The 24,792-nt window shown below is 69.6% G+C and carries 21 protein-coding genes; 15 read left to right on the top strand and 6 right to left on the bottom strand.

Annotation, left to right across the window (positions count from 1 at the left end; genetic code table 11):
* Positions 1 to 59: 59 nt before the first annotated feature.
* From FHU38_RS24910 to FHU38_RS24925, 4 genes are read left to right on the top strand one after another with little or no spacing between them, the layout of a single operon-like run.
* Complete coding sequence (locus tag FHU38_RS24910) at positions 60 to 3,872, top strand: PglY protein (RefSeq protein WP_167176974.1); 3,813 nt, start codon at positions 60 to 62, stop codon at positions 3,870 to 3,872.
* Positions 3,869 to 6,547 carry a BREX-2 system phosphatase PglZ gene (pglZ, locus tag FHU38_RS24915; RefSeq protein WP_167176977.1) on the top strand — a complete coding sequence of 893 codons (2,679 nt, stop codon included), beginning with the start codon at positions 3,869 to 3,871 and terminating at the stop codon, positions 6,545 to 6,547. The genes FHU38_RS24910 and pglZ overlap by 4 nt, the downstream gene beginning before the upstream one ends.
* On the top strand, positions 6,544 to 7,866 hold the full coding sequence (gene brxD / locus FHU38_RS24920; RefSeq protein WP_167176979.1) for a BREX system ATP-binding protein BrxD: 1,323 nt from the start codon (positions 6,544 to 6,546) through the stop codon (positions 7,864 to 7,866). The genes pglZ and brxD overlap by 4 nt, the downstream gene beginning before the upstream one ends.
* Positions 7,863 to 10,010 carry a DEAD/DEAH box helicase gene (locus FHU38_RS24925; protein ID WP_167176981.1) on the top strand — a complete coding sequence of 716 codons (2,148 nt, stop codon included), beginning with the start codon at positions 7,863 to 7,865 and terminating at the stop codon, positions 10,008 to 10,010. Before brxD ends, FHU38_RS24925 begins: the two co-directional genes overlap by 4 nt.
* Before the next feature lie 9 nt (positions 10,011 to 10,019).
* Here FHU38_RS24925 and FHU38_RS24930 read toward each other — a convergent pair whose 3' ends face one another.
* Entirely contained in the window at positions 10,020 to 10,622 is a 603-nt protein-coding gene (locus tag FHU38_RS24930; protein WP_167176983.1) for a TetR/AcrR family transcriptional regulator, read from the bottom strand.
* A gap of 51 nt (positions 10,623 to 10,673) precedes the next feature.
* On the opposite strand from FHU38_RS24930, the gene FHU38_RS24935 reads away from it, so the two are divergent.
* A complete protein-coding gene (locus tag FHU38_RS24935; protein ID WP_167176985.1) occupies positions 10,674 to 11,912 on the top strand; it encodes a cytochrome P450 in 1,239 nt (412 codons plus the stop codon).
* Here FHU38_RS24935 and FHU38_RS24940 read toward each other — a convergent pair.
* Positions 11,909 to 12,268 carry a hypothetical protein gene (locus FHU38_RS24940; RefSeq protein WP_167176986.1) on the bottom strand — a complete coding sequence of 120 codons (360 nt, stop codon included), beginning with the start codon at positions 12,266 to 12,268 and terminating at the stop codon, positions 11,909 to 11,911. The genes FHU38_RS24935 and FHU38_RS24940 overlap by 4 nt on opposite strands.
* 111 nt (positions 12,269 to 12,379) lie before the next feature.
* Between FHU38_RS24940 and FHU38_RS24945 the strand changes: the two genes are divergently transcribed.
* The 3 genes from FHU38_RS24945 to FHU38_RS24955 are packed head-to-tail and all read left to right on the top strand — an operon-like array spanning position 12,380 to position 15,999.
* On the top strand, positions 12,380 to 12,757 hold the full coding sequence (locus FHU38_RS24945) for a MerR family transcriptional regulator (RefSeq protein ID WP_167177237.1): 378 nt from the start codon (positions 12,380 to 12,382) through the stop codon (positions 12,755 to 12,757).
* Positions 12,758 to 12,803: 46 nt separating this feature from the next.
* Positions 12,804 to 14,393: a peptide chain release factor 3 gene (locus FHU38_RS24950; protein ID WP_167176988.1), complete on the top strand. Its 1,590-nt coding sequence runs from the start codon at positions 12,804 to 12,806 to the stop codon at positions 14,391 to 14,393.
* A 49-nt stretch (positions 14,394 to 14,442) separates the two neighbouring features.
* The gene (locus FHU38_RS24955; protein WP_167176990.1) at positions 14,443 to 15,999 is read left to right on the top strand and encodes an acyl--CoA ligase family protein; all 1,557 of its coding nucleotides are present in this window, start codon (positions 14,443 to 14,445) and stop codon (positions 15,997 to 15,999) included.
* Here the strand turns inward: FHU38_RS24955 and FHU38_RS24960 are convergent.
* Positions 15,996 to 16,481 (bottom strand): DUF1203 domain-containing protein, encoded by a 486-nt coding sequence (locus FHU38_RS24960; RefSeq protein WP_167176992.1) that lies wholly within the window; start codon positions 16,479 to 16,481, stop codon positions 15,996 to 15,998. The genes FHU38_RS24955 and FHU38_RS24960 overlap by 4 nt on opposite strands.
* A 110-nt stretch (positions 16,482 to 16,591) precedes the next feature.
* On the opposite strand from FHU38_RS24960, the gene FHU38_RS24965 reads away from it, so the two are divergent.
* Positions 16,592 to 17,449: a spermidine synthase gene (locus FHU38_RS24965; RefSeq protein ID WP_167176994.1), complete on the top strand. Its 858-nt coding sequence runs from the start codon at positions 16,592 to 16,594 to the stop codon at positions 17,447 to 17,449.
* Positions 17,450 to 17,525: 76 nt separating this feature from the next.
* Positions 17,526 to 18,038, top strand: coding sequence for a sigma-70 family RNA polymerase sigma factor (locus FHU38_RS24970; RefSeq protein ID WP_167176996.1), 513 nt, complete (start codon positions 17,526 to 17,528; stop codon positions 18,036 to 18,038).
* 6 nt (positions 18,039 to 18,044) lie between these two features.
* Here FHU38_RS24970 and FHU38_RS24975 read toward each other — a convergent pair whose 3' ends face one another.
* Positions 18,045 to 18,266 carry a hypothetical protein gene (locus tag FHU38_RS24975; protein WP_167176998.1) on the bottom strand — a complete coding sequence of 74 codons (222 nt, stop codon included), beginning with the start codon at positions 18,264 to 18,266 and terminating at the stop codon, positions 18,045 to 18,047.
* Between the two features lie 323 nt (positions 18,267 to 18,589).
* Here FHU38_RS24975 and FHU38_RS24980 point away from each other — a divergent pair, with 323 nt between their 5' ends.
* The 4 genes from FHU38_RS24980 to FHU38_RS24995 are packed head-to-tail and all read left to right on the top strand — an operon-like array spanning position 18,590 to position 22,398.
* Positions 18,590 to 21,037, top strand: coding sequence for a sensor histidine kinase (locus tag FHU38_RS24980; RefSeq protein WP_243852761.1), 2,448 nt, complete (start codon positions 18,590 to 18,592; stop codon positions 21,035 to 21,037).
* 5 nt (positions 21,038 to 21,042) lie between these two features.
* Entirely contained in the window at positions 21,043 to 21,453 is a 411-nt protein-coding gene (locus tag FHU38_RS24985) for a roadblock/LC7 domain-containing protein (protein ID WP_167177000.1), read from the top strand.
* Positions 21,450 to 21,821, top strand: coding sequence for a DUF742 domain-containing protein (locus tag FHU38_RS24990; protein ID WP_167177002.1), 372 nt, complete (start codon positions 21,450 to 21,452; stop codon positions 21,819 to 21,821). The genes FHU38_RS24985 and FHU38_RS24990 overlap by 4 nt, the downstream gene beginning before the upstream one ends.
* Positions 21,802 to 22,398, top strand: a complete 597-nt coding sequence (locus FHU38_RS24995; protein WP_167177004.1) for a GTP-binding protein — start codon at positions 21,802 to 21,804, stop codon at positions 22,396 to 22,398. Before FHU38_RS24990 ends, FHU38_RS24995 begins: the two co-directional genes overlap by 20 nt.
* A 9-nt stretch (positions 22,399 to 22,407) precedes the next feature.
* Here the strand turns inward: FHU38_RS24995 and FHU38_RS25000 are convergent, their stop codons facing one another.
* Both FHU38_RS25000 and FHU38_RS25005 read right to left on the bottom strand, forming a co-directional pair.
* On the bottom strand, positions 22,408 to 23,019 hold the full coding sequence (locus FHU38_RS25000) for a class I SAM-dependent methyltransferase (protein ID WP_167177006.1): 612 nt from the start codon (positions 23,017 to 23,019) through the stop codon (positions 22,408 to 22,410).
* 55 nt (positions 23,020 to 23,074) lie between these two features.
* Complete coding sequence (locus FHU38_RS25005; RefSeq protein WP_167177008.1) at positions 23,075 to 23,938, bottom strand: helix-turn-helix domain-containing protein; 864 nt, start codon at positions 23,936 to 23,938, stop codon at positions 23,075 to 23,077.
* A 406-nt stretch (positions 23,939 to 24,344) separates the two neighbouring features.
* Here FHU38_RS25005 and FHU38_RS25010 point away from each other — a divergent pair, with 406 nt between their 5' ends.
* A complete protein-coding gene (locus FHU38_RS25010) occupies positions 24,345 to 24,785 on the top strand; it encodes a hypothetical protein (RefSeq protein WP_167177010.1) in 441 nt (146 codons plus the stop codon).
* Positions 24,786 to 24,792: the final 7 nt, after the last annotated feature.

A 24,792-nucleotide genomic window follows, 5' to 3' on the forward strand; every position in this document is an offset into this window, starting at 1 on the left:
CCGTCTCACGACAGTCCTCGCAGGACAAGCGAACAAAGCGTTCCCCGGAGGTCCCGGCCATGAACGAAGGTAGTCGTATCAGACAGCAGTACCTGCGCGACGTTCTCGGCCTCCCCGACTCCGTACACGCGGGCGACTTCAAGATCGAACTCACCGGAGGGTTCACCGAGGTCGAGGCCCGCGTCGCCGAGTACGTCGTCACCGACCAGCTCCGTGGCGCGTTCGGCAAGGCGCTGTCCATCGTGCGCACCGCCGTCCGCGACGGCACCTCGCATGCCGCCTACCTGCACGGCTCCTTCGGTTCCGGTAAGAGCCACTTCCTCACCGTGCTGCACGCCGTGCTCAACAACGAGCCCGTCGCCCGCGCCAAACCCGGCCTGCAACCGGTGATCGCCGAACACGACGACTGGCTGCGCGGCAAGAAGTTCCTCATGGTGCCCTACCACCTGGTCGGCGCCAGCGACATCGACTCCGCCATCCTCGGCGGCTACGTCAACACCGTCCGCAAACTGCACCCCGGCCACCCCACCCCGCCGGTCTATCGGGCGGACGCCATGCTCGAAGACGCCGCCAGGCAACGCGCGTTCTTTGCCGACGACGCGAGGTTCGCCGAATGGCTCGGCAGCGGCGCACCGGCAGCGGCCGACGAGGAAGACCTCGAGCTGCCCCACGACACGGTTCCCTCGTGGTCCTCGGCCGACCTCGACCGCGCCTTCAACGCACCGGCAGGCGACAAGGTGCGCGACGCACTGGTCTCCGCGCTGCTTTCCGGGCCGATGTCGTCCTACATCCGCGGCGCAAGCGGCGACGTCGCGGCGTTCATCCCGCTGGAGAACGGCCTTTCCGTCATCAGCAGGCACGCCCGCGACCTCGGCTACGACGGGCTCATCCTGTTCCTCGACGAGCTGATCCTGTGGCTGCAGGCCCACCTGTCCGACCGGCAGTTCGTCAACAACCAGGTGAGCAAGCTGGTCAAGCTCATCGAATCCGGGGACGCCGACCGGCCGCTGCCCATCGTGTCGTTCATCTCCAGGCAACGCGATCTGTCCAAACTCGTCGGTGACGACGTCACCGGCGCCGACGTGAAGAACCTCGAAGCGCAGGTGCACTACCTCGCCGAACGGTTCGACACCGTGTCGCTGGAAGACCGCAACCTGCCCGCCATCATCAAGGAGCGCGTGCTCAAACCCAAACCCGGCGGGCGCGAGGTGCTGGACGAGGCGTTCGCCGCCATCGAATCCACCAAGTCCGGCGACCGGGAGGTGCTGCTGGACGCCGCGGGCGCCACCGGCGCCACCTGGCAGGACTTCCGCGACGTCTACCCGCTCTCGCCCGCACTGCTCAACGTGCTGGTGGCGCTGTCCGGTGCACTGCAGCGCGAACGCACCGGGCTGAAACTGCTGCAGGAGATGCTGTACCGCCGCCGCGACGACATGAAGGTCGGCGAACTCATCCCGCTCGGCGACCTGTGGGACGTGCTCTCCGACGGCACCGGCGAGGCATTCACCGACCGGCTGCGCCAGGACGCCGCCGCCGCGCAACGCTTCTACGTCCGCGCCCGCGCCACCCTCGCCGACCGCTTCGGCGAGGGCAGCACCACGTTCGTGGCCGTGGACCGCTTCCTCAAGACACTGCTGCTGGCCGCGCTCGCCCCCAACGTTCCCGCGCTGGCGCGGCTCACCGGCCCCCGCCTCGCGGCGCTCAACCACGGCTCGCTGCGCTCGCGCACCGTGCAGCCCGGCGCGATGGTGGTAAGCCGGTTGCGCGAGTTGCAGGCCGAGTTCGGCGAACTGCGCTCCGAAGGCGAGCAGGACCCGGTGTTCCGGCTGCAACTGTCCGATCTAGACATTGAGCCGCTGCTGGACGCCGTCGGCGAGCGCGACACGCTCGGTGCCCGGCGCATCTGGACCAAGAAGCAGCTGTGGTCCCAGCTCAACATCCGCGACACCGACAACTTCGTGTGCGAGAAGGAAATCGTCTGGAAGGGCACGCGCCGCACCGCGGAGTTCGTGTTCGACAACGTGCGCGACACCAGCAGCCTGCCGGACATGCAGTTCACCCCCGGCGTCCCCGGCCGCATCCGCATCGTCCTGGACTACCCGTTCGACGAGGGAAACCACGCACCCTCCGACGACGCCGCGCGGGTGAACCGGATGATCCGCGAGGGCTTCACCGCGCCGACGCTGGTGTGGCTGCCGCACTTCATGTCCCCGCAGAAATCCGCGCAGCTCGGGCGGCTACTGAAGATCCAGTACCTGCTGGAACGCGACCGGCTCGACGACTACGCGGGCACAATGTCGGAGGACAACCGCGTCAAGGTTCGCCACCAGTTGCAGGCGCAGGCCGACAACCTCGAATCGCAGCTCGCCGCCGCGCTGCGGCAACTCTACGGTATCTCCCAGGCCGACGAGGCCACCATCGACAAGGACGTCGGCGAGGACGGGCACGTGCTTTCGCTGCAGCCCGACCACAAACCCCGGCTCGCGGGCGGCGCCGGATTCGAGTACAACGCGCTCGCACTGGCCGACGGGCTGTTCGCCAAGCTCTACCCCAAGCACCCCGACTTCGACCCCAGCGGCAACCGCAAGCCCGTCACCCTCGGCGAGCTGCGCACGGTCTTGAGCTGGATCACCAAGGCCATGGAGGACGGGCAGCGCCGCGTGGTGGTGGATCGCAACCACCTGCCGCTCGTTCGCCGCATCGTGCACCCGCTGGAACTCGGCGAAGTGTCCGACGGCCCGCTCAACGTCTCCACCGAGTGGCGCCGCCGCATCGAGCAGGCCGCCACCCAGCGCGGCGTCACCGGCGACTACCGCGTCGAGGACATCCGCACCTGGCTCGAAGAGCTCGGCTACACCGGGCTGGACAAGCCCGTCAGCAACCTCGTCATCGCCACCTACGCGCTGCTCGCCGACCGCGCGTGGGTGCTGCACGGCTCCCCGCTGCGCGAAGCGCCGGACCTGGACAAGATCGGCCCCGGCCACGCGCTGCGTGCCCAGGAACTGCCCGACGAGGAAACCTTCGCCACCGCACGCCGCCGCGCGGCCACGCTGTTCGGGGTGCACGTGCCTGACACGCTGTTCGCTCGCAACGTCAACCGGCTCGCCGACGAGGTCCGCGAAAAGGTGGCCGCGGTGGAGAACGCTGCCAACGGGGTGCGGCGCGCGCTCGACCGGCACAGCGACCTGCTCGGACTCGACACCCGGCCCGAGCAGGACACCGCACCGCGCATCACCTCCACCCGGGACGCCGCCGACCTGCTCGCTCGGCTCTCCGGCGCGCGAGAGGCCACCACCGTGGTTCGCGAACTCGCCACCGCCGAGTACCGCACCGGCGACCAGGTGCTCGGCGCGGCCATCAGCTCCGCGCCCGCCGTGCTGGCCGCGCTGGAGAACGTCGAGTGGTCGCTGCTGCGGTCGGTGCGCCAGTTCGCGGGCCGGGGCGACCCGGTCGGCAACCGCGCCGACCGGCTGCTCGACGAGGTGACACAGGCCGCCGCGGCCGACGAGTTCACCCGCCCGCTGGCCGACGTGCTCGACGGGCTGGGACCGCGTGCCGTGCAACTCGTCAACGAGGCGGCCCGGCTCGCCGCCGTTGCCCCACCCGCACCGGCCGAACCCGCGCCTGCCGAGCCGCAGCCTGCCAACCCCACGGCCGAGCAGGTCAGCCTCACCGACACCGGGCAACCGCCCGTCGGCGCGACGGTGCCGTCCCGACGCCGGCCGCGCCGGGTGCGTGCCAGCGCCGTCGAGCGCGACCTCGCCAGGATCGTGGCCGAGGTGCAAAGCGAGATCCGCGAGTTCGCAGGCGAGCACCCCGAGACGGAGATCGAGGTGACCTGGCGGGTCGTCGGCGAGGAAGGCGCCGGATGAGCGCTCCCGCGATCGACCACCGCATCGTCGAGGCGCTGGTGCAGACCTGGCTGCCGCACGCCAAGGGGCGGCGGCTGCTGCTGGTGTACGGGCGCTACACCGACAGCGCGGGCAGCTTCGTGGTGAGCACCGACCGCACAGCCAACCCGGTGCGCCGCCGGGTACACGTCAGCGACCAGCACTCCGTGCTCGGCATCGTCGAAGCCTGGGAGGAACACCAGCAGGCACACGAGGCCGACGACGACCTGCTCGTGGTCACCACCAGCGTGGACGACAGCCAACTCGGCTGGGACATCCGCGGCTACGCCATCGGGCGCTCCACCCGCACCGTGGACAAGGTGCGGATCGTGGCGCAACGCTTCGGCGCGGTGGACGTCGACCCCCGCATCCGGCAGGAACCGTGGCTGGTGGACGCGCTGCTGGACGCCGAACCCGCCGACGGCTGGCCTCGCAACGGCTCCGTGCTCACCCGCGACAGCGCCATCCGCGCGCTCATCGGCGCCCGGCTCGGGCAGGACACGATCGGTGAAGGCTCGCTCGACGTCAGTGCGCTGCTGGAGTTCTCGCGCGACCCGGCCGGACCCGCCTACTTCGCCGAACTACCCGCCGCCGAGCGCGACGGGCTCACCCGCTGGCTCGCCGACACCGTCGGTCCCGCCGCCGTGGTGCCGCTGCGGCTGGCCGTGCAGGGGCGCGCGGCCGACGCGATCCCGCTCGGCGTCGTCGGCACCGCCGCCACCAACCCCGACGCCGCGCTCGCCGTCGGCGCGCTGCTGCCGGGAACGCAGGCCGAGGAGTTGCGCGCCTTCACCGACGCCGTGGCGGCCGTGCTGGAACGCTGGGTCAGCGAGGCCGAGACCAGCCGCCACGGCGACGCCGCCCGGCACCGGGTGCTCGACGTGGTGCGGCGGGCCGACGAACTCGCCACGCAGGCGCAGGTCACCGAAGCGCTTGCGGGTAACCCGTTCCTCCCGTCGGCCTTCACAGTCCGGCTGCGCGAACTTGCCGCCGCGCTCACCGCGAAACCCGACCCGACCAGCCTCGCCGAGGCCGAACGCGCACTCGATCGCGTGCGCGAACACGCGCTCGCCCGGCTGGAGCCCAGGCGGCGCGAGGCCGCGGAAATGGCCGTGCGGCTGCAACGCTGGCTCGCCCGCCCGCAACCGGAGCTCACCTCCGTGGCCGAGGCGGTTACCGGCCACCTGTCCGAATGGGCCTGGGTGGACCGCGCGCTGAACACCCTCTGGGAAGGCGACCCCTTCGGCGACCCGGTGGTGGGGCAGGCGTACCGCACCGTGTGCGAAGCCGTGCGAGCACGGCGCACCGCGCTGGACGAGGATTTCGCGACCCGACTGGCCACCTGGGTCAAGCACGCCGACTCCACCGACACCGGCGGCTGCCTGCTGGTGGAGCAGGTGCTCGGCGAGGTCGCCGCGCCGCTGCGGGGCAAGCTCGCGCCGCTGATCGTGGTGCTGGACGGCATGAGCGGCGCCGTTGCCGTGGAGCTGGGGCAACGCCTCGCCGGACGCGCCTGGACCGAGGTGTCGCCCGTGGCCGGTCGCAGGGCGGCTGCCGTCGCGGCGATCCCGTCGGTCACCCGCGCCAGCAGGGCGAGCCTGCTCACCGGCGCCATCACCGCGGGGGACCAGGCGGCGGAGAAGGACGGGTTCAAGGCGCTGTGGAAACGGCACGGCGACCCCAAGGCGGAACTGTTCCACCGCGGCGACATCGCAGGCGACGCGGGGCACCGGCTGTCCGACCCGCTGCTGGCGGCGCTGTCCGAAAGCGGCAGCGTGGTCGGTGTCGTGCTCAACACCATCGACTACGCGCTGGACCACGGCCAGGAGGGCCACCGCACCGGCTGGGCCCCGGAAGACATCACCTACCTGCCGGAACTGCTCGACGCCGCCCGCAGCTACGGCCGCCCCGTCGTGCTGGTGTCCGACCACGGCCACGTCCTCGACCGTGCCACCGAGGACCGCGTGGATGCGGGCGGTGTGGAGTCCGCCCGCTGGCGCACCGGAACCCCCGACGACGGTGAGATGGCGCTGACCGGGCCCCGCGTGGTGTACGGGGAAGGATCGGTGGTCGTGCCGTGGCGCGAGGACATCCGCTACACCACACGCAAGGCCGGCTACCACGGCGGCGCATCGCTGGCGGAGCTGACCGTGCCGGTGCTCGTGCTGCTGCCCGCGCCCGCACGCGCCCCCTCCGGTTGGCACGTGCTGGAACCCGAGCAGCTCACGCCGAAGTGGTGGACGCGGCAAACCGCCGCCACGCCGGCAGCGGAGCCGAAGCCGAGAGCTCGCAAGCCCAGCAAGCCCAGCGACGCCGTGCCGCTGTTCACCGTGGAAAGTAAGGCAGAGTCGCTCGGCAACAGGGTGGTGGCCAGTGGCACCTACGACGCGCAGCGCGCGTTCGTCCCGAAGGCACCCAACAAGCAGGTGGTGGCCGCCGTCATCGACGCACTCGTGGCCGCCGACAACCGGCTGCCGCTCAGCACGGCCGCCGAACTGGCAGGCAAGGCCGGGCGCAGGCCCGAGTTCTTCGCCACGATGCTGGAGCGGCTGCTCAACGTGGACGGCTACCCTGTGCTCTCCAAAGTGGACGGTGACCGCCGGCTGAAGCTGGACGTGGAGACGCTGCGCATGCAGTTCGGGGTGCGCGAGCCGTGACGGCGGCCGCGAGCGAGGCACGCCGCCGCGACGTGATCGACGCGTTGCGGCGCGGCACCGTGCCGCGATCCGGCCTCGACCTGCTCGCGGTGGGCCTCGACCGGTTCGCCACCGCGATGGACGAGGACCTGGCCACCGTTGCCCGAGGCGGCGCGGCCTTCCACGCCGTGCGCGGCGAGTACGGTTCCGGCAAGACCTTCTTCGCCCGCTGGCTGTCCGAACGCGCCAAACGCAAGGGCCTTGCCACCTCCGAGATCCAGATCTCGGAGACCGAGACACCGCTGCACCGGCTGGAAACCGTCTACCGGCGCCTCACCGAGCGGCTGACCACCGCCACCCACCAGCCAAGCGCGCTGCGCGCCGTGATCGACTCCTGGCTCTACACGCTGGAGGAGCACGTCCTGGAAACCGGCGAGGTCGCAGAGGACGACGAGCAGGCGCTCGCGGCAGCCGTGGACACGCTGCTGGAACAGCGGCTGGCCGACGTCGCGCGCACCACCCCGGCGTTCGCGGCGGCACTGCGCGGCTACCGGCAGGCGCTGGCCGACGGCGACTCCGCCACCGCCGAATCGCTGGTCGCGTGGCTGGGCGGGCAAAAGTCCGTCGCGGCCTCCGCCCGCCGCGCGGCAGGGGTGCGCGGCGACCTCGACCACTTCGGCGCGCTCGGCTTCCTGCAGGGGTTGCTGACCGTGCTGCGCGACTGCGGCCACCCCGGGCTGCTGCTGGTGCTGGACGAGACCGAAACCCTGCAACGGGTGCGCGGCGACGTGCGCGAGAAGGGCCTCAACGCGCTGCGGCAACTCATCGACGAGATCGACGCAGGCCGCTTCCCCGGCCTGTTCCTGGTCCTCACCGGCACGCCCGCGTTCTTCGACGGCCAGCAGGGCGTGCAGCGGCTACCCCCGCTGGCGCAGCGACTGGCCACCGACTTCAGCGCCGACGCCCGGTTCGACTCGCCAAGGGCCGTGCAGTTGCGGCTGGGTGGTTTCGACCTGGAACGGCTCGGCGAACTCGGCCGCACCGTGCGCGACCTGTACGCCGGCGTGGCCCGCAACCCCGAGCGGATCGCCGCCGTGGTGGACGGCGCCTACGTGGACACCCTCGCCAGGGCGCTCACCGGGGAACTCGGCGGCAAGGTCGGCGTGGCGCCCCGGCTGTTCCTGCGCAAGCTCGTGGAAGCGGTGCTGGACCGGGTGGACGAGTTCGCCGACTTCGACCCCCGCCGCGACTACCCGATCACCGTCACCGACTCCGAACTGACCGAGACCGAGCGCAACGCAGCCGCAGGCGCCGACGACGTCGAGCTGGACCTGCCGTGACGCAAGCGTTCGCGCGGTTGCAGCCCGCGCTCGCGCACCACGTCGTCAACACGCTGGGCTGGCGGTCGCTGCGCCCGCTGCAGGAGCAGGCCGTCGAGCCGGTGCTCGCCGGGCACGACGCGCTGCTGCTGGCCCCCACCGCGGGCGGCAAGACCGAGGCCGCGTGCTTTCCCGTGCTCAGCGCGATGGAGGAGCAGGGCTGGAGCGGGCTGTCGGTGCTCTACGTGTGCCCGCTGAAGGCACTGCTGAACAACCTGCTACCCCGGCTGGAGACCTACACGTCCTGGCTGGGCAGGCGGGCGGCGCTGTGGCACGGCGACGTGAGCGCCCCGGTCCGGCGGCGCATCCTGCGTGACCCGCCCGACGTGCTGCTGACCACGCCCGAATCGCTGGAAGCCATGCTGGTCAGCGCGAACGTAGAGCACCGGCAGTTCTTCGCCGGGTTGCGCACGATCGTCGTGGACGAGGTGCATGCCTTCGCGGGCGACGACCGGGGCTGGCACCTGCTGGCCGTGCTTGAGCGGCTGACCACGGTGGCGAACCGGCCGATCCAGCGCATCGGGTTGTCGGCCACCGTCGGCAACCCCGAGGAGTTGCTGGCGTGGCTGCAGGGCTCCGGGCGTGATACCCGCCCCGGCACCGTGGTGGCGCCCGGAGTCGGTGCCGCGCCCGCCGCTGACGTGCAAGTGGACCCCGAACTGGACCCCGAACTGGACCCCGAACTGGACATTGAACTCGACTACGTCGGTTCGGTGGACAACGCCGCCACCGTGATCGCGGCACTGCACCGGGGCGAGAAGCGGCTCGTGTTCTGCGACTCCCGGCAACTCGTGGAAGAACTCGGCGCCGGGCTGCGTGCCAGAGGCGTCACCACGTTCCTTTCCCACGCCTCGCTGTCGGTCGACGAGCGCCGCCGCGCCGAACAGGCCTTCGCCGAGGCACGCGACTGCGTGATCGTGTCCACCTCCACCCTGGAACTGGGCATCGACGTCGGCGACCTCGACCGCGTGATCCAGCTCAATGCCCCGGCAACCGTCGCGTCGTTCCTGCAACGGCTCGGACGCACCGGCCGCCGCCCTGGCAGTGTGCGCAACTGCCTGTTCCTGGCGATCAACGAGGACCAACTGCTGTGGGCGGCGGCGTTGCTGCGGCTGTGGGGCAGCGGTTATGTCGAACCGGTGGTGGCCCCGCCGCAGCCCCGGCACATCGTGGCGCAGCAGCTCCTCGCGCTGTGCCTGCAGGAAAACGCTGTGGGCAGCCGGTTGTGGACCTCGGCGTGGAACGGGCTCGCACCGTTCGATCGCAGTGCCGAGCCCATCGTGGCGTACCTGGTGGAGCAGGGCTACCTCGACCGGGACGGGGAGCTGCTGTTCATCGGCCCGGAGGCGCAGCGGCGCTTCGGGCACCGGCACTTCATGGGCATGACGGCCGTGTTCACCGCGCCGCCGCAGTTCACCGTGCTGGACGGGCGCCGCGAGGTCGGGCGCACCGACCCGGCGCTGCTGACCGAGAAGGTCGATGGCCCGCGCTTGCTGTTGCTGGGCGGGCGAAGTTGGAAGGTCACCTGGATCGACTGGAAGCGGCGGCGCTGCTTCGTGGAACAGGTCGACAGCGGCGGCAAGGCCCGCTGGTTCACGCGGGGCCTGAGCGGGGGCAGCCGGGCGCTCACCGGCTCCGCTCGGGAGGTTGTGCTCGGTGCGGACCCGCCGGTGAAGCTCACGCGGCGCGCGCAGCGAGTGCTGGCCGAACTCCGCGACAGCCGCCTGCACACGGTGCACCCCGGCGGCACGGTGATCACTCAGCGGGACGGTGACGTCCGGTGGTGGACGTGGGCCGGGTTCCGGGCCAATGCCACGCTGGCGGCGACGCTGGGTCCGCTGGCCGACGAGAAGCAGTCCTTCGCCGACGAGTGGGTGCGGTTGCGCGCCGACGTGGACCGCGAGCTGTGGAGTGCCGCCGTCGCCGACGCCACCGAGCGGCTGTGCCTGCCCGAGGTGAACGAGCAAGCACTGGTCGGGTTGAAGTTCAGCGAGGCCCTGCCGCACCGGCTGGCGGTGGCGACCCTGGCCGCGCGGCTCGCGGACCTGGAAGGGGCGGCCACGGTGCTGCGTGAACCCGTGCGGTTCCTGGTGCGCCCCGGCTGATCGCCGGGCTCAGGGCCGCAGGCCCGCGAGTGCGCGTTGCATGAGTCGGCCCCATTCGTCGCGCACTCGTTGCTTGTCGGTGTCCGGGGTGTTCACCAGCGCCAGGCCCGCTCCGCCCAGCATCCAGAAGCAGAAGTCCACTGTGGTCTCCAGTGTGGCCGCCGTCTCGATGCCGCCGGATTCGCGCAGGTTCTCGATGAAGCCCGCCACCAGCCCGTAGGCGTACTTCTGCTCGTATTCCTGCCAGCGCTGAAAGCCCAGCGCCGTCGGGGCTTCCTGCCAGCACAGCCTGCCGTAGACCGGCTCGCAGCACCTGTCCAGAAAGGCGTCGAGCGCCTGCATCGCCGCCTGCCAGGGATCGGGCGAGGTCGCCGCGGCCCGCACGGCTTCCATCATCCGCGACTCCTGCTCGTCGAGCACCGCCTCGAACAGCGCCTGCTTGCCCGCGAAGTGGTGGTACACCGCGCCCCTGGTGACCTGCGCGGCCGCGGCCACGTCCTCCAGCAGCGTGCCCGCGTACCCGCGCTCGGCGAACAACGCCGTCGCCTGCTCCAGCACGGCGGCGCGGGTGGCCTCGGAGTACAGCTCCCGGCGGCTCTTGACGCCTGTCATACTCTGAGTCTATTCACATACACGGTGTATGTGAAATACGGAGGGAATGTCATGGCCGAGGGCACCGTCGCCGCGGGCGAGGCTCCGCTGTTCGATCCGTTCGCCGAGGGGTTCACCGCCGACCCCTACCCGCAGTACGCCCGGCTGCGCGAGAGCGCGCCGGTGTACGAGCACCCGCTGGGGTTCTGGGTGCTCACCCGCTACGCCGACGTCTCGGCCCTGCTTCGTTCGAACTCCTCGGTGGAGGAGCGCCACGTCAACCCGGGCCCGCTGAGCCAACTCCGTGAAGAGGTCTACGGCGACCGCTTGCCCCGCGCCGACGGGCTGTCCATGTTGGACCGTGACCCGCCCGATCACACCAGGCTGCGCAGGTTGGTGGCCAAGGCGTTCACCCCGAAGGCCGTGCGGGCGCTGCGGCCACGGATCACCGAACTCGTCGACGGCATGCTGGACGAGATGGTCGCCGCGCGCCGGGTGGACCTGGTGCCCGCTTTGGCCTTCCCGCTGCCGTTCGCGGTGATCGCGGAAATGCTCGGCACGCCACCCACCGACCACGAGCGCGTACGCGACCTCAGCGGCATGGTCGTGCGCTCGCTGGAACCGGTGCTCGATCCCGACGTGCTGCGTGCCATTGACTCCGCGTACCAGGAACTCAGCGGCATCGCCGCCGACATGATCGCCTGGAAACGCCACAACCCCGCCGACGACCTGCTCACCGCCCTCATCAACGCCGAGGAGGACGGCGACGTCCTCAGCGACGAGGAACTGATCGCCCAGGTCCTACTGCTCTACATCGCCGGGCACGAGACCACGGTGAACCTCATCTCCGGCGGCACGCTGGCGCTGCTGCGTCACCCGGACCAGTTCGCCGCGCTGCGGGCCGACCCCGGCCTTGTCCCCAACGCGGTGGAGGAGATGCTGCGCTACGACAGCCCGGTGCAGGAGAGCAGGCGGATCACGCTGGAGCCCACCACCATCGGCGGCGTCGAGATCCCCAAGGGCACCTTCGTGCTCGCGATCCTCGCCTCCGCCAACCGCGACGAGCGCCAATGGGGCGAGGACGCCGACTCACTGCGGCTGGACCGCGAGGGCGCGCGCAACCACCTCTCGTTCGGCTCCGGCGTGCACCACTGCCTCGGCGCGTCGCTGGCGAGGCTGGAGGCGAGCGTGGTGTTCGAGCGCATGGTGAGCAGGTTCGGCGATCTCGCCCTGGACGGCGACGTGACCTGGAACGGTCGCATCAACCTGCGCGGACCCGCCGCCCTGCCGGTGGTGACCCGGCCCGCCTAGGTGCCGAGGTCGGACAGTGCGGCGCGGACCTCGGAAAGCCGGGTCGGCCAGTGCCGCTTGACGGCCTCCCATGCCGCGCGCAGTGACACCGCCTCGGCGAGCACGAGCACCGGCCCCTCGCCCCAGCGGGTCGCGACCACGGTGCCGATCCGGTCCGGCCCTTCGGGAGACGGCGCACCGCCAGGAAGGAACTCCACGGTCAGCGACGCGCCGGTATCGGCGACATCATCGGTGACACCTCGCATCGCGGCGTGATAACCCCGCAACCCGTTCCGCCCTGGCGCCTCAGTGGGCAGCGGCGAGTCCGGGTGTGCGGCGTTGTATGCCTCCACGGTGGCGAAGTGCGCTGTACTCACGACGGGCAAGCCTACCGTGACGTTAGGGAAGGTTTTCCGCTGGTCGGTCGCGTGTGGACACCCTGCACGCAGTGTCACCGAGCCGGTACCGTGACGATCGTGAGCGAGCACATGCGGATCGGCGAGGTGGCCGCTCGCACGGGACTGTCCCTGCGCACCATCCGCTACTACGAGGAAGTCGGCCTCGTGGAGCCGAGTGCCCGTAGCCAGGGCGGGTTCCGGCTCTACACCGAGCCCGACGTCGCGCGACTCGACCTGGTCAAGCGGATGAAGCCGCTGGGCTTCCAACTCGACGAGATGCGCGAGGTGCTGCTGCTCCTGCACGACCACGGTCGCGGTGAACTGCGCCCGGAGCACGCGCAACGGCTGCGCCACTACGCCGAGATCGCGCAGCGGCGCTGCGCCGAACTGCGGGAGCGGCTGGAGACGGCCGAGGCGTTCGCCGTTGAGCTGCGAGCCCCCATCCAGTGCGAAGGTACCGTGACGTAACGGTAGAGTCGTGGTATATGCGTGAACTCAGTTACAGGCCGGCGTGATGGCCACGGGCGACGACGTGCTCGCGGAGGCCGGCCGCAGACGCTCCTTCGCGGTGATCAGCCACCCCGACGCCGGTAAATCGACGTTGACGGAGGCGCTGGCGTTGCATGCGCGGGTGATCTCCGACGCCGGTGCGGTGCACGGCAAGGGCGGGCGCCGTGGCGTGGTCTCCGACTGGCTGGAGCTGGAAAAGGCCCGCGGGATCTCCATCACCTCCGCCGCGTTGCAGTTCTCCTACCGAGACACCGTGATCAACCTGCTCGACACCCCCGGCCACGCCGACTTCTCCGAGGACACCTACCGGGTGCTTTCAGCGGTGGATTCGGCGGTGATGTTGCTGGACGCCGCCAAGGGGCTGGAGCCGCAGACGCTGAAGCTGTTCGACGTGTGCAGGCACCGGGGCATCCCCGTGCTGACGTTCGTGAACAAGTGGGACCGGCCGGGCCGCGAGGCGCTGGAGCTGTGCGACGAGTTGGTGGAGCGCATCGGGCTGCAGCCGATGCCGTTGACCTGGCCGGTCGGTGAGGCCGGTCACTTTCGCGGTGTGCTTGATGTCGCCGACGGCTCGTTCGTGCGCTACCAGCGCACTGCGGGCGGCGCCACGGTCGCGGGCGAGGAACGGCTGAGCTCGGCCGCCGCCGAGGCCGAGGTCGGCGAGGACTGGGTGCGCGCGGGCGAGGAGCTGGAACTGCTCGCGGCATCCGGCGGCGAGTTCGACGCCCGGCGCTTCCTGGCGGGGGAGGCGACCCCGATGCTGTTCGGGGCGGCGGTGCTCAACGTCGGAGTGCGGCACCTGCTGGACCTGCTTGTGGAACTCGCGCCGAGACCGGCCCCACGACTCGACGCCGACGGCGAGCCCCGACCGCTGGACGCCGACTTCTCAGCCTTCGTGTTCAAGGTGCAGACCGGCATGGACCGCGCCCACCGCGACCAGGTGGCGTTCGCGCGGGTGTGTTCCGGCGTCTTCGAGCGGGGGATGGTGGTCACCAACGCCACCACGAAGCGACCCTTCGCCACCAAGTACGCCCAGCAGGTCTTCGGGCAGCAACGCTCCACAGTGGACACCGCGTACCCAGGCGACGTGATCGGGCTGGTGAACGCCTCCGCGTTGCGGGTCGGCGACACCCTCTACGCGGGAAAGCCCGCCGTCCGGTTTCCCGGTCTGCCCAGCTTCGCGCCCGCGCACTTCGCGGTGGCGCGCCCCACCGATCTCAGCCGCGCCAAGCAGTTCCGCAAGGGTGTGGACCAGCTCGGCTCCGAGGGAGTGGTGCAGGTGCTCACCTCCGACCTGCGAGGCGACGCCGCGCCGGTGTTCGCGGCGGTGGGGCCGATGCAGTTCGAGGTGGCCGCGCACCGGCTGGAACACGAGTTCTCCTGCCCGGTGCGGCTGGATCGGTTGCCCTACACCGCGGCACGCAGGCTCGCCGATCCCGCGCAGCGCTCGCTCGTCGACTCCGGGCGTCGCAGCGAGGTGCTGACTCGCACCGACGGCCTCGACCTCGCCCTCTTCGACGACGAGATGGCGATGCGCATCCTGCTGCGCCACCACCCCGACCTCGCGCTGGAACCGTTGGTGGCAGAGGGTTGAGGCTGGCGCGCGGTTGACCGCCGCGACGGCCGCGAACGATGCTTGCCTCATGACGGGTGACCTCTCGTTCGAACCGCTGACGCCGGTGTCATACCTGGACAGGGCCGCCGCAGCGCACGGAAGCCGAACTGCCGTCGTCGACGGCGAGCACCGCTGGACCTACACGCAACTGCACGACCGTTGCCGCCGCCTCGCGGGTGGGCTCGCCGGGCTGGCCGAGGGCCGTCCGGTGGCGGTGCTCGCTCCCAACACGCACGTGCTGCTGGAGGCCAACTTCGGGGTGCCGTGGGCGGGAGTGCCACTGGTGGCGGTGAACACGCGGCTTTCCGCCCGCGAGGTCGCCTACATCCTCGAACACTGCGGCGCGCGGGTGCTCGTGCACGACCCGGCGTTCGACGAGCTCGTCGAACAGGCGCGCGGCGAACTCGCCGAACCACCTGTCGTGATCCGCGCCGGTGAGGAGTACGAGAAACTGCTGGCGGGTGCTGATCCGACGGCACGCACACCCGCCGACGAGCGTGCGCTGCTGTCCATCAACTACACCTCCGGCACCACGGGCAGGCCCAAGGGCGTGATGTACCACCACCGGGGCGCCTACCTGCAGGCGTTGGCGATGGTGGCGCACACCGGGCTGTCGCCGTCGGCGGTGCACCTGTGGACGCTGCCGATGTTCCACTGCAACGGCTGGTGCTTCCCGTGGGCGGTCACCGCCGCCGCGGCCACGCATGTGTGCCTGCCCAAGGTCGACCCCGGCGAGGTGTGGCGGCTGCTGCGGGAGGAAGGCGTCACGCACTTGGAAGGCGCGCCGACTGTGCTTTCCATGCTCGCCTATGCCGAGCAGGCCGCCCCGCTGGAGCACGCGGTCCACGTGGCCACCGGCGGAGCTCCACCGACGCCCGCGATCCTGCGGCGGATGGGGGAACTGGGCTTCGACGTCACTCACCTGTACGGGCTGACCGAGACCTTCGGCCCCGCCATGATCTGTGACTGGCGTCCGGAGTGGAACGCGCTCGCCGCCGACGAGCAGGCAAGGCTCAAGGCACGGCAGGGTGTCGGCAACATGATCTCCTGCCAGGTGCGCGTCGTTGCTGACGACGGCACCGACGTGCCCGCCGACGGCGAGTCGGTCGGCCAGATCGCGTTGCGTGGCAACAACGTGATGCTCGGCTACTTCCGCGACGAGGAAGCCACAAGGCAGGCCGCGCCGGACGGCTGGTTCCGCACCGGCGACCTCGGTGTGCGACACCCGGACGGTTACGTCGAGCTTCGCGACCGCAGCAAGGACGTCATCATCTCCGGGGGAGAGAACATCGCCTCGGTGGAGGTGGAGCAGGTCATCGCCGAGCATCCGGCGGTGTTCGAGGTCGCGGTGATCGCCGTTCCCGACGACCACTGGGGCGAGGTACCCGCCGCGTACGTGACGGTGCACGACGGCGCCTCGGTGTCGGGGCAGGAGCTGATCGCCCACGTCCGCGAGCGGCTGGCCCACTTCAAGGCACCGAAGTCGGTCGTGTTCGGTGAGCTGCCGAAGACGTCCACTGGCAAGATCCAGAAGTACGTGCTGCGGGAACGGGCCTGGCACGGGCGGCGGCGCGGCGCCGACTAGGTGCGCTCGGCGCTGTCCGCGGGCACGGCGGTGCACAGGTAGCAGCCGGCTCTCGCGGAGCGCACGTGTACGTAGTCGACCCCGGGACGGGCGAGCAGTTCGCGGAGGTTGTCGGCCACTTCTTCCGTGTCGACCCGCTGCTCGCTGAGCAACCGCCTGCCCGCCTGGTAGGCGTCGAGCACGAACGCCTTGCCGAGCCGGTGCGGGAACTCACCGGTGCGCTCATAGGGGGTGCAGTCTCGCTCATGCACGAAGATCGGTCCGGGAAGCGGTAGCTCCTCCCTGCCGAGGAACGCGTCGTAGGTGAACGCGATCAGGGATTCACTGCCCGGCTCGATCGGTTCGAGACAGAGCCGGCACGGGGCGGTTCCGGTTCCGTTCGCCACCGCTTTCCACGCCGGATGGTCGTACTCGTAGGCCCGCATTGTCGTGCGTACGTGTTCGGCGACCGCACGTTCGATCGGGACGATCCTGAAATTCATCGACCCATCGTGCTTCGGGAGTCGCCTGCCCACCGGCGCGTTTCGGACACCGAGTCCGCGGCTATGGTGCTGGGCAGTCGACAGGTTGGCAGGGAAAGGAGCGAGGTTAGTTGCGTGAGTTGACCGAACCACTGGCGCCGGGGCTGGCCCAGCTGTGGGAGCTGCGGGAAGTGCTCTGGGAGGGCGACACCGACTACCAGCACGCGGTGATCGCCAGGACCTCCCAGGGGGTGTCGCTGTTCTGCGACAACGATCCGCAGAGCACCGAACTCGCGCAACTGCACTACCACGAGGCGCTGCTCGTGCCCGCGCTGCTGCTCGCTGAGCGGGTCGACCGCGTGTTGGTGATCGGCTCCAGCGAGGGGGTGATCAGCCAACTCGCCGTCGCGGCGGGTGCCACCCGGGTCGACCACGTCGACATCGACAGGGAGGTCGTCGAGCGCTGCGCCGAGTACCTGCCGTACGGCTACACGCCAGAGGAACTGGACCGCGCGGTGCGCGGCGAGGGCGCGGTGCGGATGCACTACGCCGACGGCTGGGAGTTCGTGCGTCGCGCCGCCGAACCCGGTGCCGAGCGCTACGACATCATCGTGGCGGACCTGCCGGGGGAGCGGGAGGACGAGTCGCAACACAACCGGCTGTTCGGCACCGAGTTCCTGCGCCACTGCCGCGCCGCACTTGCCGAGGGCGGCGTGGTCTCATCCCAGGTGGGCTGCCCGACGCTGTGGCTCAACGCGATGCTGCGGCGCGCCTGGGGCCGGTTCAACGAGGTCTTCGACACCGTGGCCTACTACGGCTCCGACGAGTTCGACTGGGGATTCCTGTTCGGTCGTGCCGACTACGTCGAGAACCCGGCCGGCCGCATGATCGGGCGGCTCGCCGACCTCGCCTACCAGCCCGCCACTCTCGACGCGGAGGCACTGGTGGCCAACTCCGTGCTGCCTTACAGCATCCGTAAGGAGCGTTAGCCCGCCTGGCTGCGTAGTCCTACGCGAATGTGACGCGACGTGAATCCGCGCAGTGTGGTGGGTCGGTCTGACTGGCATGAACGGACCACGTGTCGATGCGGACCTGGTCGCCAGGCTGACGCCGGCGGCGCTGACGGCCGCACGCCGTCGGCTGCCGGACCGGGAGGACCAACTGGACGCGGTACAGGACGGCTGGTTACTGCTGCTCGCCAGCGCGGACACCATCAGGGACCCGGCCCGCGTATCCCGCTGGCTGAATACCGCGGTGGGAAGGCAGGCCGGACGGCTGGCGCGCAGGCGGCTGCGCGAGATCCCCTCGGAGGCCACCGCGGACCACTGGTGTCCATGGGTGCCATCCACCGAGAACAGTTGGTTATTGACCGACCGCGACCGTACTTTGTGGACATTGGTATCCCGGCTGCCTCCGCCGGAGCGGGCACTGGTGGAACCGCTCGCCTTCGAGCCAGGGCTGTCTCATCGGGAGCTCGCCGCTCGCCTCGGGATCTCAGCGGCCACGGTCGCACGGTGGCGATCCCGGTCGTTGCGCCGGTTGCGGGAATGGTCGACGGCGGAAGGGATGCGGCTGTGAGTTGTTTCACCTCAGCCGCCCACGCCGGTCGCCGTCGCAGGCCCTGGCCGCCGTGGCCAGGCACCAGCTTGCCGACAGGGCGAGCAGTGCGGCGAGCACAACGGGCCACCACTCCGACACCGACATGGCGAGTAGTGCCTGCAGCACCGAGGTAGTCGCGAAGGCGAGCGCGAGTACGAGTAGGAACACTCGCTGCGGAAAGCTCATTCTCTCGGCGCGTTTGAGCATCGAAACCGCCTCCTGCGCCCCCGAGTTGTTCGCGGGGCTTATCGCGCGGGCCGCCCCCGGAGTTACCGGCCCGGAAGAGACGATCGCAAGACGCATGTCACATGTGCCTTTGCCGACCGTGAGGTCGCCAATAGAGTGCGGCTCACCATAGTCGCCTACCAAACGGGCCTCGTTGACCGATGATGGCGTTTCGGTCGCAGAGTCGGACATATTGACTCACCCAGGTGTGGCTGAATAACCTGCCCTGGCTAAGCGGCGGCTTAGCGGCGCGATGTCGGAGCACCGGGTGCGGGGACCCGAACGAACCTGTCGCTGAAAGGGCCTTGAGCGCGGTGTTGAAGAAGAAGACCGGGTCACGTCGTGGACGTTCGTCGATCCGTGCGAAGGTGCTGGCCATCGCGTTCGTGCCCAGCGCCATTTTTCTGCTTTCCGGGATCGCGCTCGCCAGTTACCTGATCTACGACGCCGTCCAGGTGCGTACCTTCGCGACGAAGATCCACGACTCGGCCGAACCCGCGGGCCGCTTCTTCGCCGCCGTGCGCGAGGAGCGCAGGTTGACGCTGCAGGAGCTGGCGAACCCCGGATCAGTGCGAGCGGAGCTCGAGCAACTGCGCCAGCAGACCAACGCGACCGCGGCCGCGACGGCCGCGGAGCTGGAGGGCATGACCGGCGACGCGCCGGACAACGTGAAGGCGAGCATCGCCGCCACCCAGCGGCAGTTCGCCGCGCTACCGCGGTTCCGGCAGAAGGTCGACGCGGGCGATGCGTCCCTGCAGGAGGCTTACGACTTCTTCAACGGGATCATCGACCAGTTCACCACCGGGCTCAACGGTGTGGCACAGACGACGCCGAACGCCGAAACCGCATACAAGCGGCTGATCGCGATGCCGCTGTTCACCAGTGCCGACGGCATGTCCCGTGGCGACGCGCTCGCGGCCGCGGGAGTGTCAGGTGGCGGACTGACGGAGCAGGAGTTCCGCACCTACATCGAGCAGGTAGGCGCCTACCACTCGGCGCTCGAGTCCGCGGTGGCGGACATGATCCCGCCGGTGCGGCAGCAGTACGAGCAGCTCATCGCCAGCGACGCCTGGGACCGGCTCACCACGGTCGAGAACGCCTTCCTGCGTGGCAACCAGAGCCAACTGCCGGTACCGGAGTCGCAGTGGCGCGAGGCCGCCCGCGACGTCGGCGCGAAGCTGTGGATGCTCTACGTGCAGCAGAGCACCAACGCCACGAACCTGGCGCTCGACGAGGCGGACCGCACGCTGATGACAGCCATCATCGCGGCCGCCGCGGTACTGGCGGTGGCCGCTGTCGCCCTGCTGATCGCATGGCGGTTGTCGAACCGGCTCGTAAACCGGCTCACCACACTTCGAGAAGAAACCCTCGACATGGCTGAGGAACAGATGCCGAGGCTGGTCGAGCGGGTCAGGTCGGGGGAGCCGGTCGACCTCGACCGCGAGGTCGCGTTCCTCGACCACGGCACCGACGAGATCGGTCAGGTCGCCGACGCCTTCAACGCGGCACAGCAGACCGCCATCGCCGCCGCGGTGGAGGAGGCCAAGACCAGGGAGGGCACCAAGCGCGTCTTCCTCAACATCGCACACCGCAGCCAGGTCATCGTGCATCGGCAACTGCAGGCCCTCGACGCGGCCGAGCGCAAGCAGGAGGACCCCGACCAGCTGGACATGCTGTTCAGGCTCGACCACCTGTCCACTCGCGCGCGGCGCAACGCGGAGAACCTGATCATTCTCGGCGGCGAGCAGCCGGGTAGGCAGTGGCGCAACCCGGTGGCACTGGCCGACCTCACCAGGGGTGCTACGGCCGAGACCGAGGAGTACAAGCGGGTCAGCGTCGGCAAGATGCCCGCGGTGGCCGTCAGCGGCCCGGTCGTCGGCGACCTCGTGCACCTGCTCGCCGAACTCCTCGACAACGCGACCTCGTTCTCACCGCCGCAGGCCAACGTCGAGATCAGGGGCGAGGTGGTCGGCCGGGGTGTCGTCATCGAGGTGGAGGACCAGGGGCTGGGCATCGAACCGGACCATCTGGCCGAGCTCAACCAGACGCTGGCCAACCCACCCGACTTCAGCTTCATGGCACTGTCGGAGGAGCCGAGGCTGGGGCTGTTCGTGGTCGCGCGGCTGGCGGCGAAGCACGGGATCAGGGTGACCCTGCGCGAGTCCGCCTACGGCGGCACGCGAGCCATCGTGCTGGTTCGCTCGGAGTTGCTCAGCCAGCTTTTCGAGCCGGAGGACAGCGGGCCCGCGATCGAGGACGTCGTGCCGCGACAGCAGTCGACACTTGGCGCTCGGCGCAGGCCCCGGCAGTCGCCGCGGACCGAAACGACGGTGGTACCGAACGACTCCTCCGGCACCGACAACGGCTCTTCCGTTCACGGCGAGGCGACCCGGACCCTCGCTGCCGTGCAGGAGCTGTACCCGCCGCAGTCGAGGCAGCAGGAGAACCAGCCGCCCGAGCCCGGGCAGCAGCAGCTTCGGCCCCGGGACTCACGGCCACCGCAGCCAGCGCCACCGGAGCCAGCACCACCGCAGCAGGGTGGCTCGATGCCGACGGGCAGGCCGCCGCTGCCGAGGCGCCGCCGGCAGCAGAACCTCGCTCCGCAGCTTCAGGACGAGGCTCCGAGCATCGAGCAGGCCGAACCGACATTCGAATCCCCGGAGCAGGCCCGTAACAGACTTGCCGCCTTCCAGCGGGGAACGCGGCAGGCCCGTCAGCAGGAACCTGGCCGCGACGACATTCGTGGAGACTGAACACCATGGCGAACTCGGGAGCGAACGAACTCGACTGGCTGCTCGACGACCTGATCCGTCAGGTCGCAGGCGCCGACCGCGCCGTTGTGCTGTCGTCGGACGGCCTGCTCATCGGCAGGTCAAGCAACCTGTCCGAGCAGGACGGCGAGCACCTTTCCGCCGTGGCGTCGGCGTTCCAGAGCCTGGCGAAGGGAACGGGCCGTCACTTCGGTGGCGGCCAGGTGCGGCAGACGGTGGTGGAGATGGACCGCGCGTTCCTGTTCGTGACCGCGGCAGGCAGAGGTGCCTGCCTCGCGCTGCTGACGTCGGAGAGCACCGACATGGGCATGGTCGCCTACGCGATGAACATGATGGTCAAGCGGGTCGGAGCGGTGCTGAGCGCGGCTCCCAGGGTTGAGCAACACAGTGTGACATGAGTGAGCACGACGAGGCTTGGTTCGACGAAGCGGCCGGTCCGCTCGTGCGGCCGTACGCGGTCACCGGCGGGCGCACCCGGTCCGACAACTTCGGCCTCGACATGATGACGCTGGTGGTGTCGTTGCAGCCGCCCTCGGAGGCCGCGACACTACCGACCGAGTACGCCAAGATTGTCCGGCTGTGTCAGCGGCCGATGTCGGTAGCCGAGGTCGGCGCCCATGTTGATCTGCCCCTGCCTGTGGTAAAGGTTCTCCTCAGTGATTTGATCGAGCAGAATTACGTGATCTTCCGCAGAGCTGCGCCTCCGAGCGAAGTCCCTGACCAACAAGTACTGCAGGCGGTTCTCGATGGCATCCGGAAACTTTGACGACCGGCGGCGGTTGACCGCGACCGCCGTGAAGCTGCTGATCGCCGGTGGGTTCGGGGTCGGCAAGACAACCATGGTCGGCTCGGTCAGTGAGGTACCGCCGCTGCGCACCGAGGAGATGCTCACCTCCGCGTCCGAGGGGGTGGACGATCTCTCCGGTGTCGAGCGCAAGAACACCACCACCGTGGCGCTGGACTTCGGCCGCATCACGATCAGCAAGGACCTGATCCTCTACCTGTTCGGCACCCCAGGGCAGGACCGGTTCTGGTTCATGTGGGACGAGCTGGCGCAGGGTGCGCTCGGTGCCGTGGTACTCGCCGACACCCGGCGGCTGGACAGCTGCTTTCCGGCTGTGGACTTCTTCGAGCGGCGAGGGCTTCCGTTCGTGGTGGGGGTGAACTGCTTCGACGGTGCCTACCGGTACGGAACCGAGGAGGTCAGGGCAGCGTTGGACGTCGACCACTCTGTGCCGCTGCTGTTGTGCGACGCCCGTGACCGCGAGTCCACCAAGCAGGTACTGATCACTCTTGTGCAGCACGTCATGAGCACAACGCGGATGGCGCCTGCCCGGTACTAGCGTCCGCCGCTACGGCCGCGCGGTCCCCTCCAGCATCGTCCTGGTCAGTACCCAGCGCGGGAACGGTTCGGATTCGCTGACATCGTCGAAGGTGAAGCCCGCGCCTTCGATGGTGGCCCTGGTGTCCCTGTTGGGCATGCAGCCCGCGGCGAAGTAGGACCACACCGGGGCGAGCCGGTCCTGCCAGCGCGCGCGATTTCCACTGCCGCGCACGTGCTCCAGCACCACGATCCTGCCTCCGGGACGCAGCACCCGGCGAGCTTCCGCCAGCGCTTTGGCCGGGTCGGCCACGGTGCACAGCACGAGCGTGAACACGACCGCGTCGAAGGTCATGTCCTGAAACGGCAGGTCTTCGGCTCCCGCGGTGCTGACCTCCACCGGCGCGTGAGCCCGATCGAGTCGGCTGTTCAGTCGAGTCCGCATCGCGGCGTCGGGCTCGGCCGCGACGATGCGTTCCGCGCTCCGCAGGTGCGGCAGGTTCGCGCCCGTGCCCGCACCGATGTCGAGCACCTGCCCGGTGACGTCCGCCAGCAGCCGTCGCCTGCGCTCGCCGAGTACCTCCCGCTCCATCGGTTCGGACATCCGGTCGTATACGGCGGCGAAAACCCGATGTGCGCGCATGGCGACCAGCCTAGCCGGGCACGCGAATCGTTGATGTGCTCGTTGCCCGTGCGGGTCAGGAATAGCGTTCGGTGAGTACCGTACGAATGAGCTTGCGGGTCTCGTCCTGGTTCAACGAATGGCGGTGCAGATTGTCGTGGTATCCCCGGTACTGTTTCACGGTTTCGGGGTCCTCGAGATGATGCATACCGGCGTGGTTCTCGATGCCGACAACGTCGTGGTCGAGCGGTTCGTTGAATTCGTAGTAGCCGTACGTGCAGGAGTTGGTGAACAGTGGGGGCGCCGAGAAGGGTAGCACCCGAAGATCGATGTTCGGCGCGGTGGAACGCTCGATGAGCTGCGACAACTGCTCCCGCATCACGGTGTTCGAACCCACGATCTGATAGAGAGCCGACTCGTGCATGACGGCGACGAACTCCAGCGGTGGCATTCCGTCCCGCTTCAGGAGTGCCCTTTGCCGGTGCTGCCGGATATCGACGTACTCGGCGATCTGCCTCGCCGTCAACGACGGTTCGTTGGCCAGATAGAAAGCGCGGGAGTAATCGGCGGTCTGTAGCAGCACCGGCACCATCGGAATGGTGTAGATGCGCACGGTCGTGGCTTCGGATTCGTAGGCGAGCCGGGTGCTGAGTTGCTTGGAGATATCTCGGTGGGACCACCAGACGTCTCGCTGTGCCGCCCTGGTCCAGTGATGCAGCTTTTCCGCTACTCGCGTGCCCTCGACGCCGTACAGCCGGATGAGATCGCGGACGTCGCGTGGCTGAGGGTTACCCTGCGCGTTCTCCAGCCTGGACAGCTTGGAGGTGGAGATCATGAGTTCGGCCGCGACCTCTTCGAGTGTGTGACCCGACTCTTCTCGTAGCCGACGCAGTTCGTGTGCGATGCGGCGCCGCGGAACGACCGGGCCCTGAACCGTCATGTGACTTCGCCTGCCTGTGTTGAGTGTCCACGGGATGTTCAGCTTGGGATTCCCAGCGCGAAATCCTATGGCAGCCAGGCGCCCATGCCGCGGCTGGTACCCCGTCCGCCCAGGCACGACAACCCGAACGGCCTAGTGAGCGCTCGTCGGTGGCGCCTCGGTACTACCCAGAGCTTTCCGTTTGGGACGCGGTCCTAGGCCAACCGAGGCAATTCCCATGGGATTTTCATCGTGGGAATTGCGCTCGCGTCGCGGCCTCGGCCACACTTCAGCGACCAGTTCCCCTCGATTCCACGCCCGCCAGGAGAAGGAGCCAGTCAAGGAGCCAGCCAAGTAGCTACCGGAGCGAACGCGGCGCTGAATCCGACGGGGACTGACCGAGCCCGTCGAGTGGAGGAGGTCGACCGTGTTCGTGTCGTTGCGACTTGGAGTGCTGGTCCGGCTGCTGCTTGCGGTCGCGGGCGTCGCCGGAGTGCTGGCGCTCGTTCTCACCGCCGTCCCCGCGCCACGAGTAACCGAGGCCGGAACCCCCGAACCCGCCTCGGAAGGCCCCCGCTTTCCTGCCGAGCGCGTCGAGGCCGACTACCGCGTGCGGGGCACTGGAGACGAAGGGCTGAACGTACGCGCCTGCCCCGCCCTCCACTGCGCCAGGATCGGGCGCATCGGGGAGGGGCAGACATTCGCGGTGACCTGCTGGCGGAGTGGGACCGCGGTCAACGGCGAAACCAGGTGGTTGCGCGGCACGGTCGACGGCCGTGACGGGTTCGCCTCACGGCACTACCTGCGGGCCGACACCGGCCGGGGTGTCCCCGCCTGCGCCCGGCGCGGCGGCGACGCGGTGACGTGAGCGGCGA

The sequence above is a fragment of the Saccharomonospora amisosensis genome (genome assembly GCF_011761185.1).
Classification (GTDB): Bacteria; Actinomycetota; Actinomycetes; order Mycobacteriales; family Pseudonocardiaceae; genus Saccharomonospora_A; species Saccharomonospora_A amisosensis.

Coding starts and splice junctions, on each gene's coding strand:
- FHU38_RS24910 (WP_167176974.1), top strand. CDS start 60: ATGAACGAAGGTAGTCGTATCAGACAGCAGTACCTGCGCGACGTTCTC.
- pglZ (WP_167176977.1), top strand. CDS start 3,869: ATGAGCGCTCCCGCGATCGACCACCGCATCGTCGAGGCGCTGGTGCAG.
- FHU38_RS24930 (WP_167176983.1), bottom strand. CDS start 10,622: ATGACAGGCGTCAAGAGCCGCCGGGAGCTGTACTCCGAGGCCACCCGC.
- FHU38_RS24935 (WP_167176985.1), top strand. CDS start 10,674: ATGGCCGAGGGCACCGTCGCCGCGGGCGAGGCTCCGCTGTTCGATCCG.
- FHU38_RS24945 (WP_167177237.1), top strand. CDS start 12,380: ATGCGGATCGGCGAGGTGGCCGCTCGCACGGGACTGTCCCTGCGCACC.
- FHU38_RS24950 (WP_167176988.1), top strand. CDS start 12,804: ATGGCCACGGGCGACGACGTGCTCGCGGAGGCCGGCCGCAGACGCTCC.
- FHU38_RS24955 (WP_167176990.1), top strand. CDS start 14,443: ATGACGGGTGACCTCTCGTTCGAACCGCTGACGCCGGTGTCATACCTG.
- FHU38_RS24960 (WP_167176992.1), bottom strand. CDS start 16,481: ATGAATTTCAGGATCGTCCCGATCGAACGTGCGGTCGCCGAACACGTA.
- FHU38_RS24970 (WP_167176996.1), top strand. CDS start 17,526: ATGAACGGACCACGTGTCGATGCGGACCTGGTCGCCAGGCTGACGCCG.
- FHU38_RS24975 (WP_167176998.1), bottom strand. CDS start 18,266: ATGCTCAAACGCGCCGAGAGAATGAGCTTTCCGCAGCGAGTGTTCCTA.
- FHU38_RS24985 (WP_167177000.1), top strand. CDS start 21,043: ATGGCGAACTCGGGAGCGAACGAACTCGACTGGCTGCTCGACGACCTG.
- FHU38_RS24990 (WP_167177002.1), top strand. CDS start 21,450: ATGAGTGAGCACGACGAGGCTTGGTTCGACGAAGCGGCCGGTCCGCTC.
- FHU38_RS24995 (WP_167177004.1), top strand. CDS start 21,802: ATGGCATCCGGAAACTTTGACGACCGGCGGCGGTTGACCGCGACCGCC.
- FHU38_RS25000 (WP_167177006.1), bottom strand. CDS start 23,019: ATGCGCGCACATCGGGTTTTCGCCGCCGTATACGACCGGATGTCCGAA.
- FHU38_RS25005 (WP_167177008.1), bottom strand. CDS start 23,938: ATGACGGTTCAGGGCCCGGTCGTTCCGCGGCGCCGCATCGCACACGAA.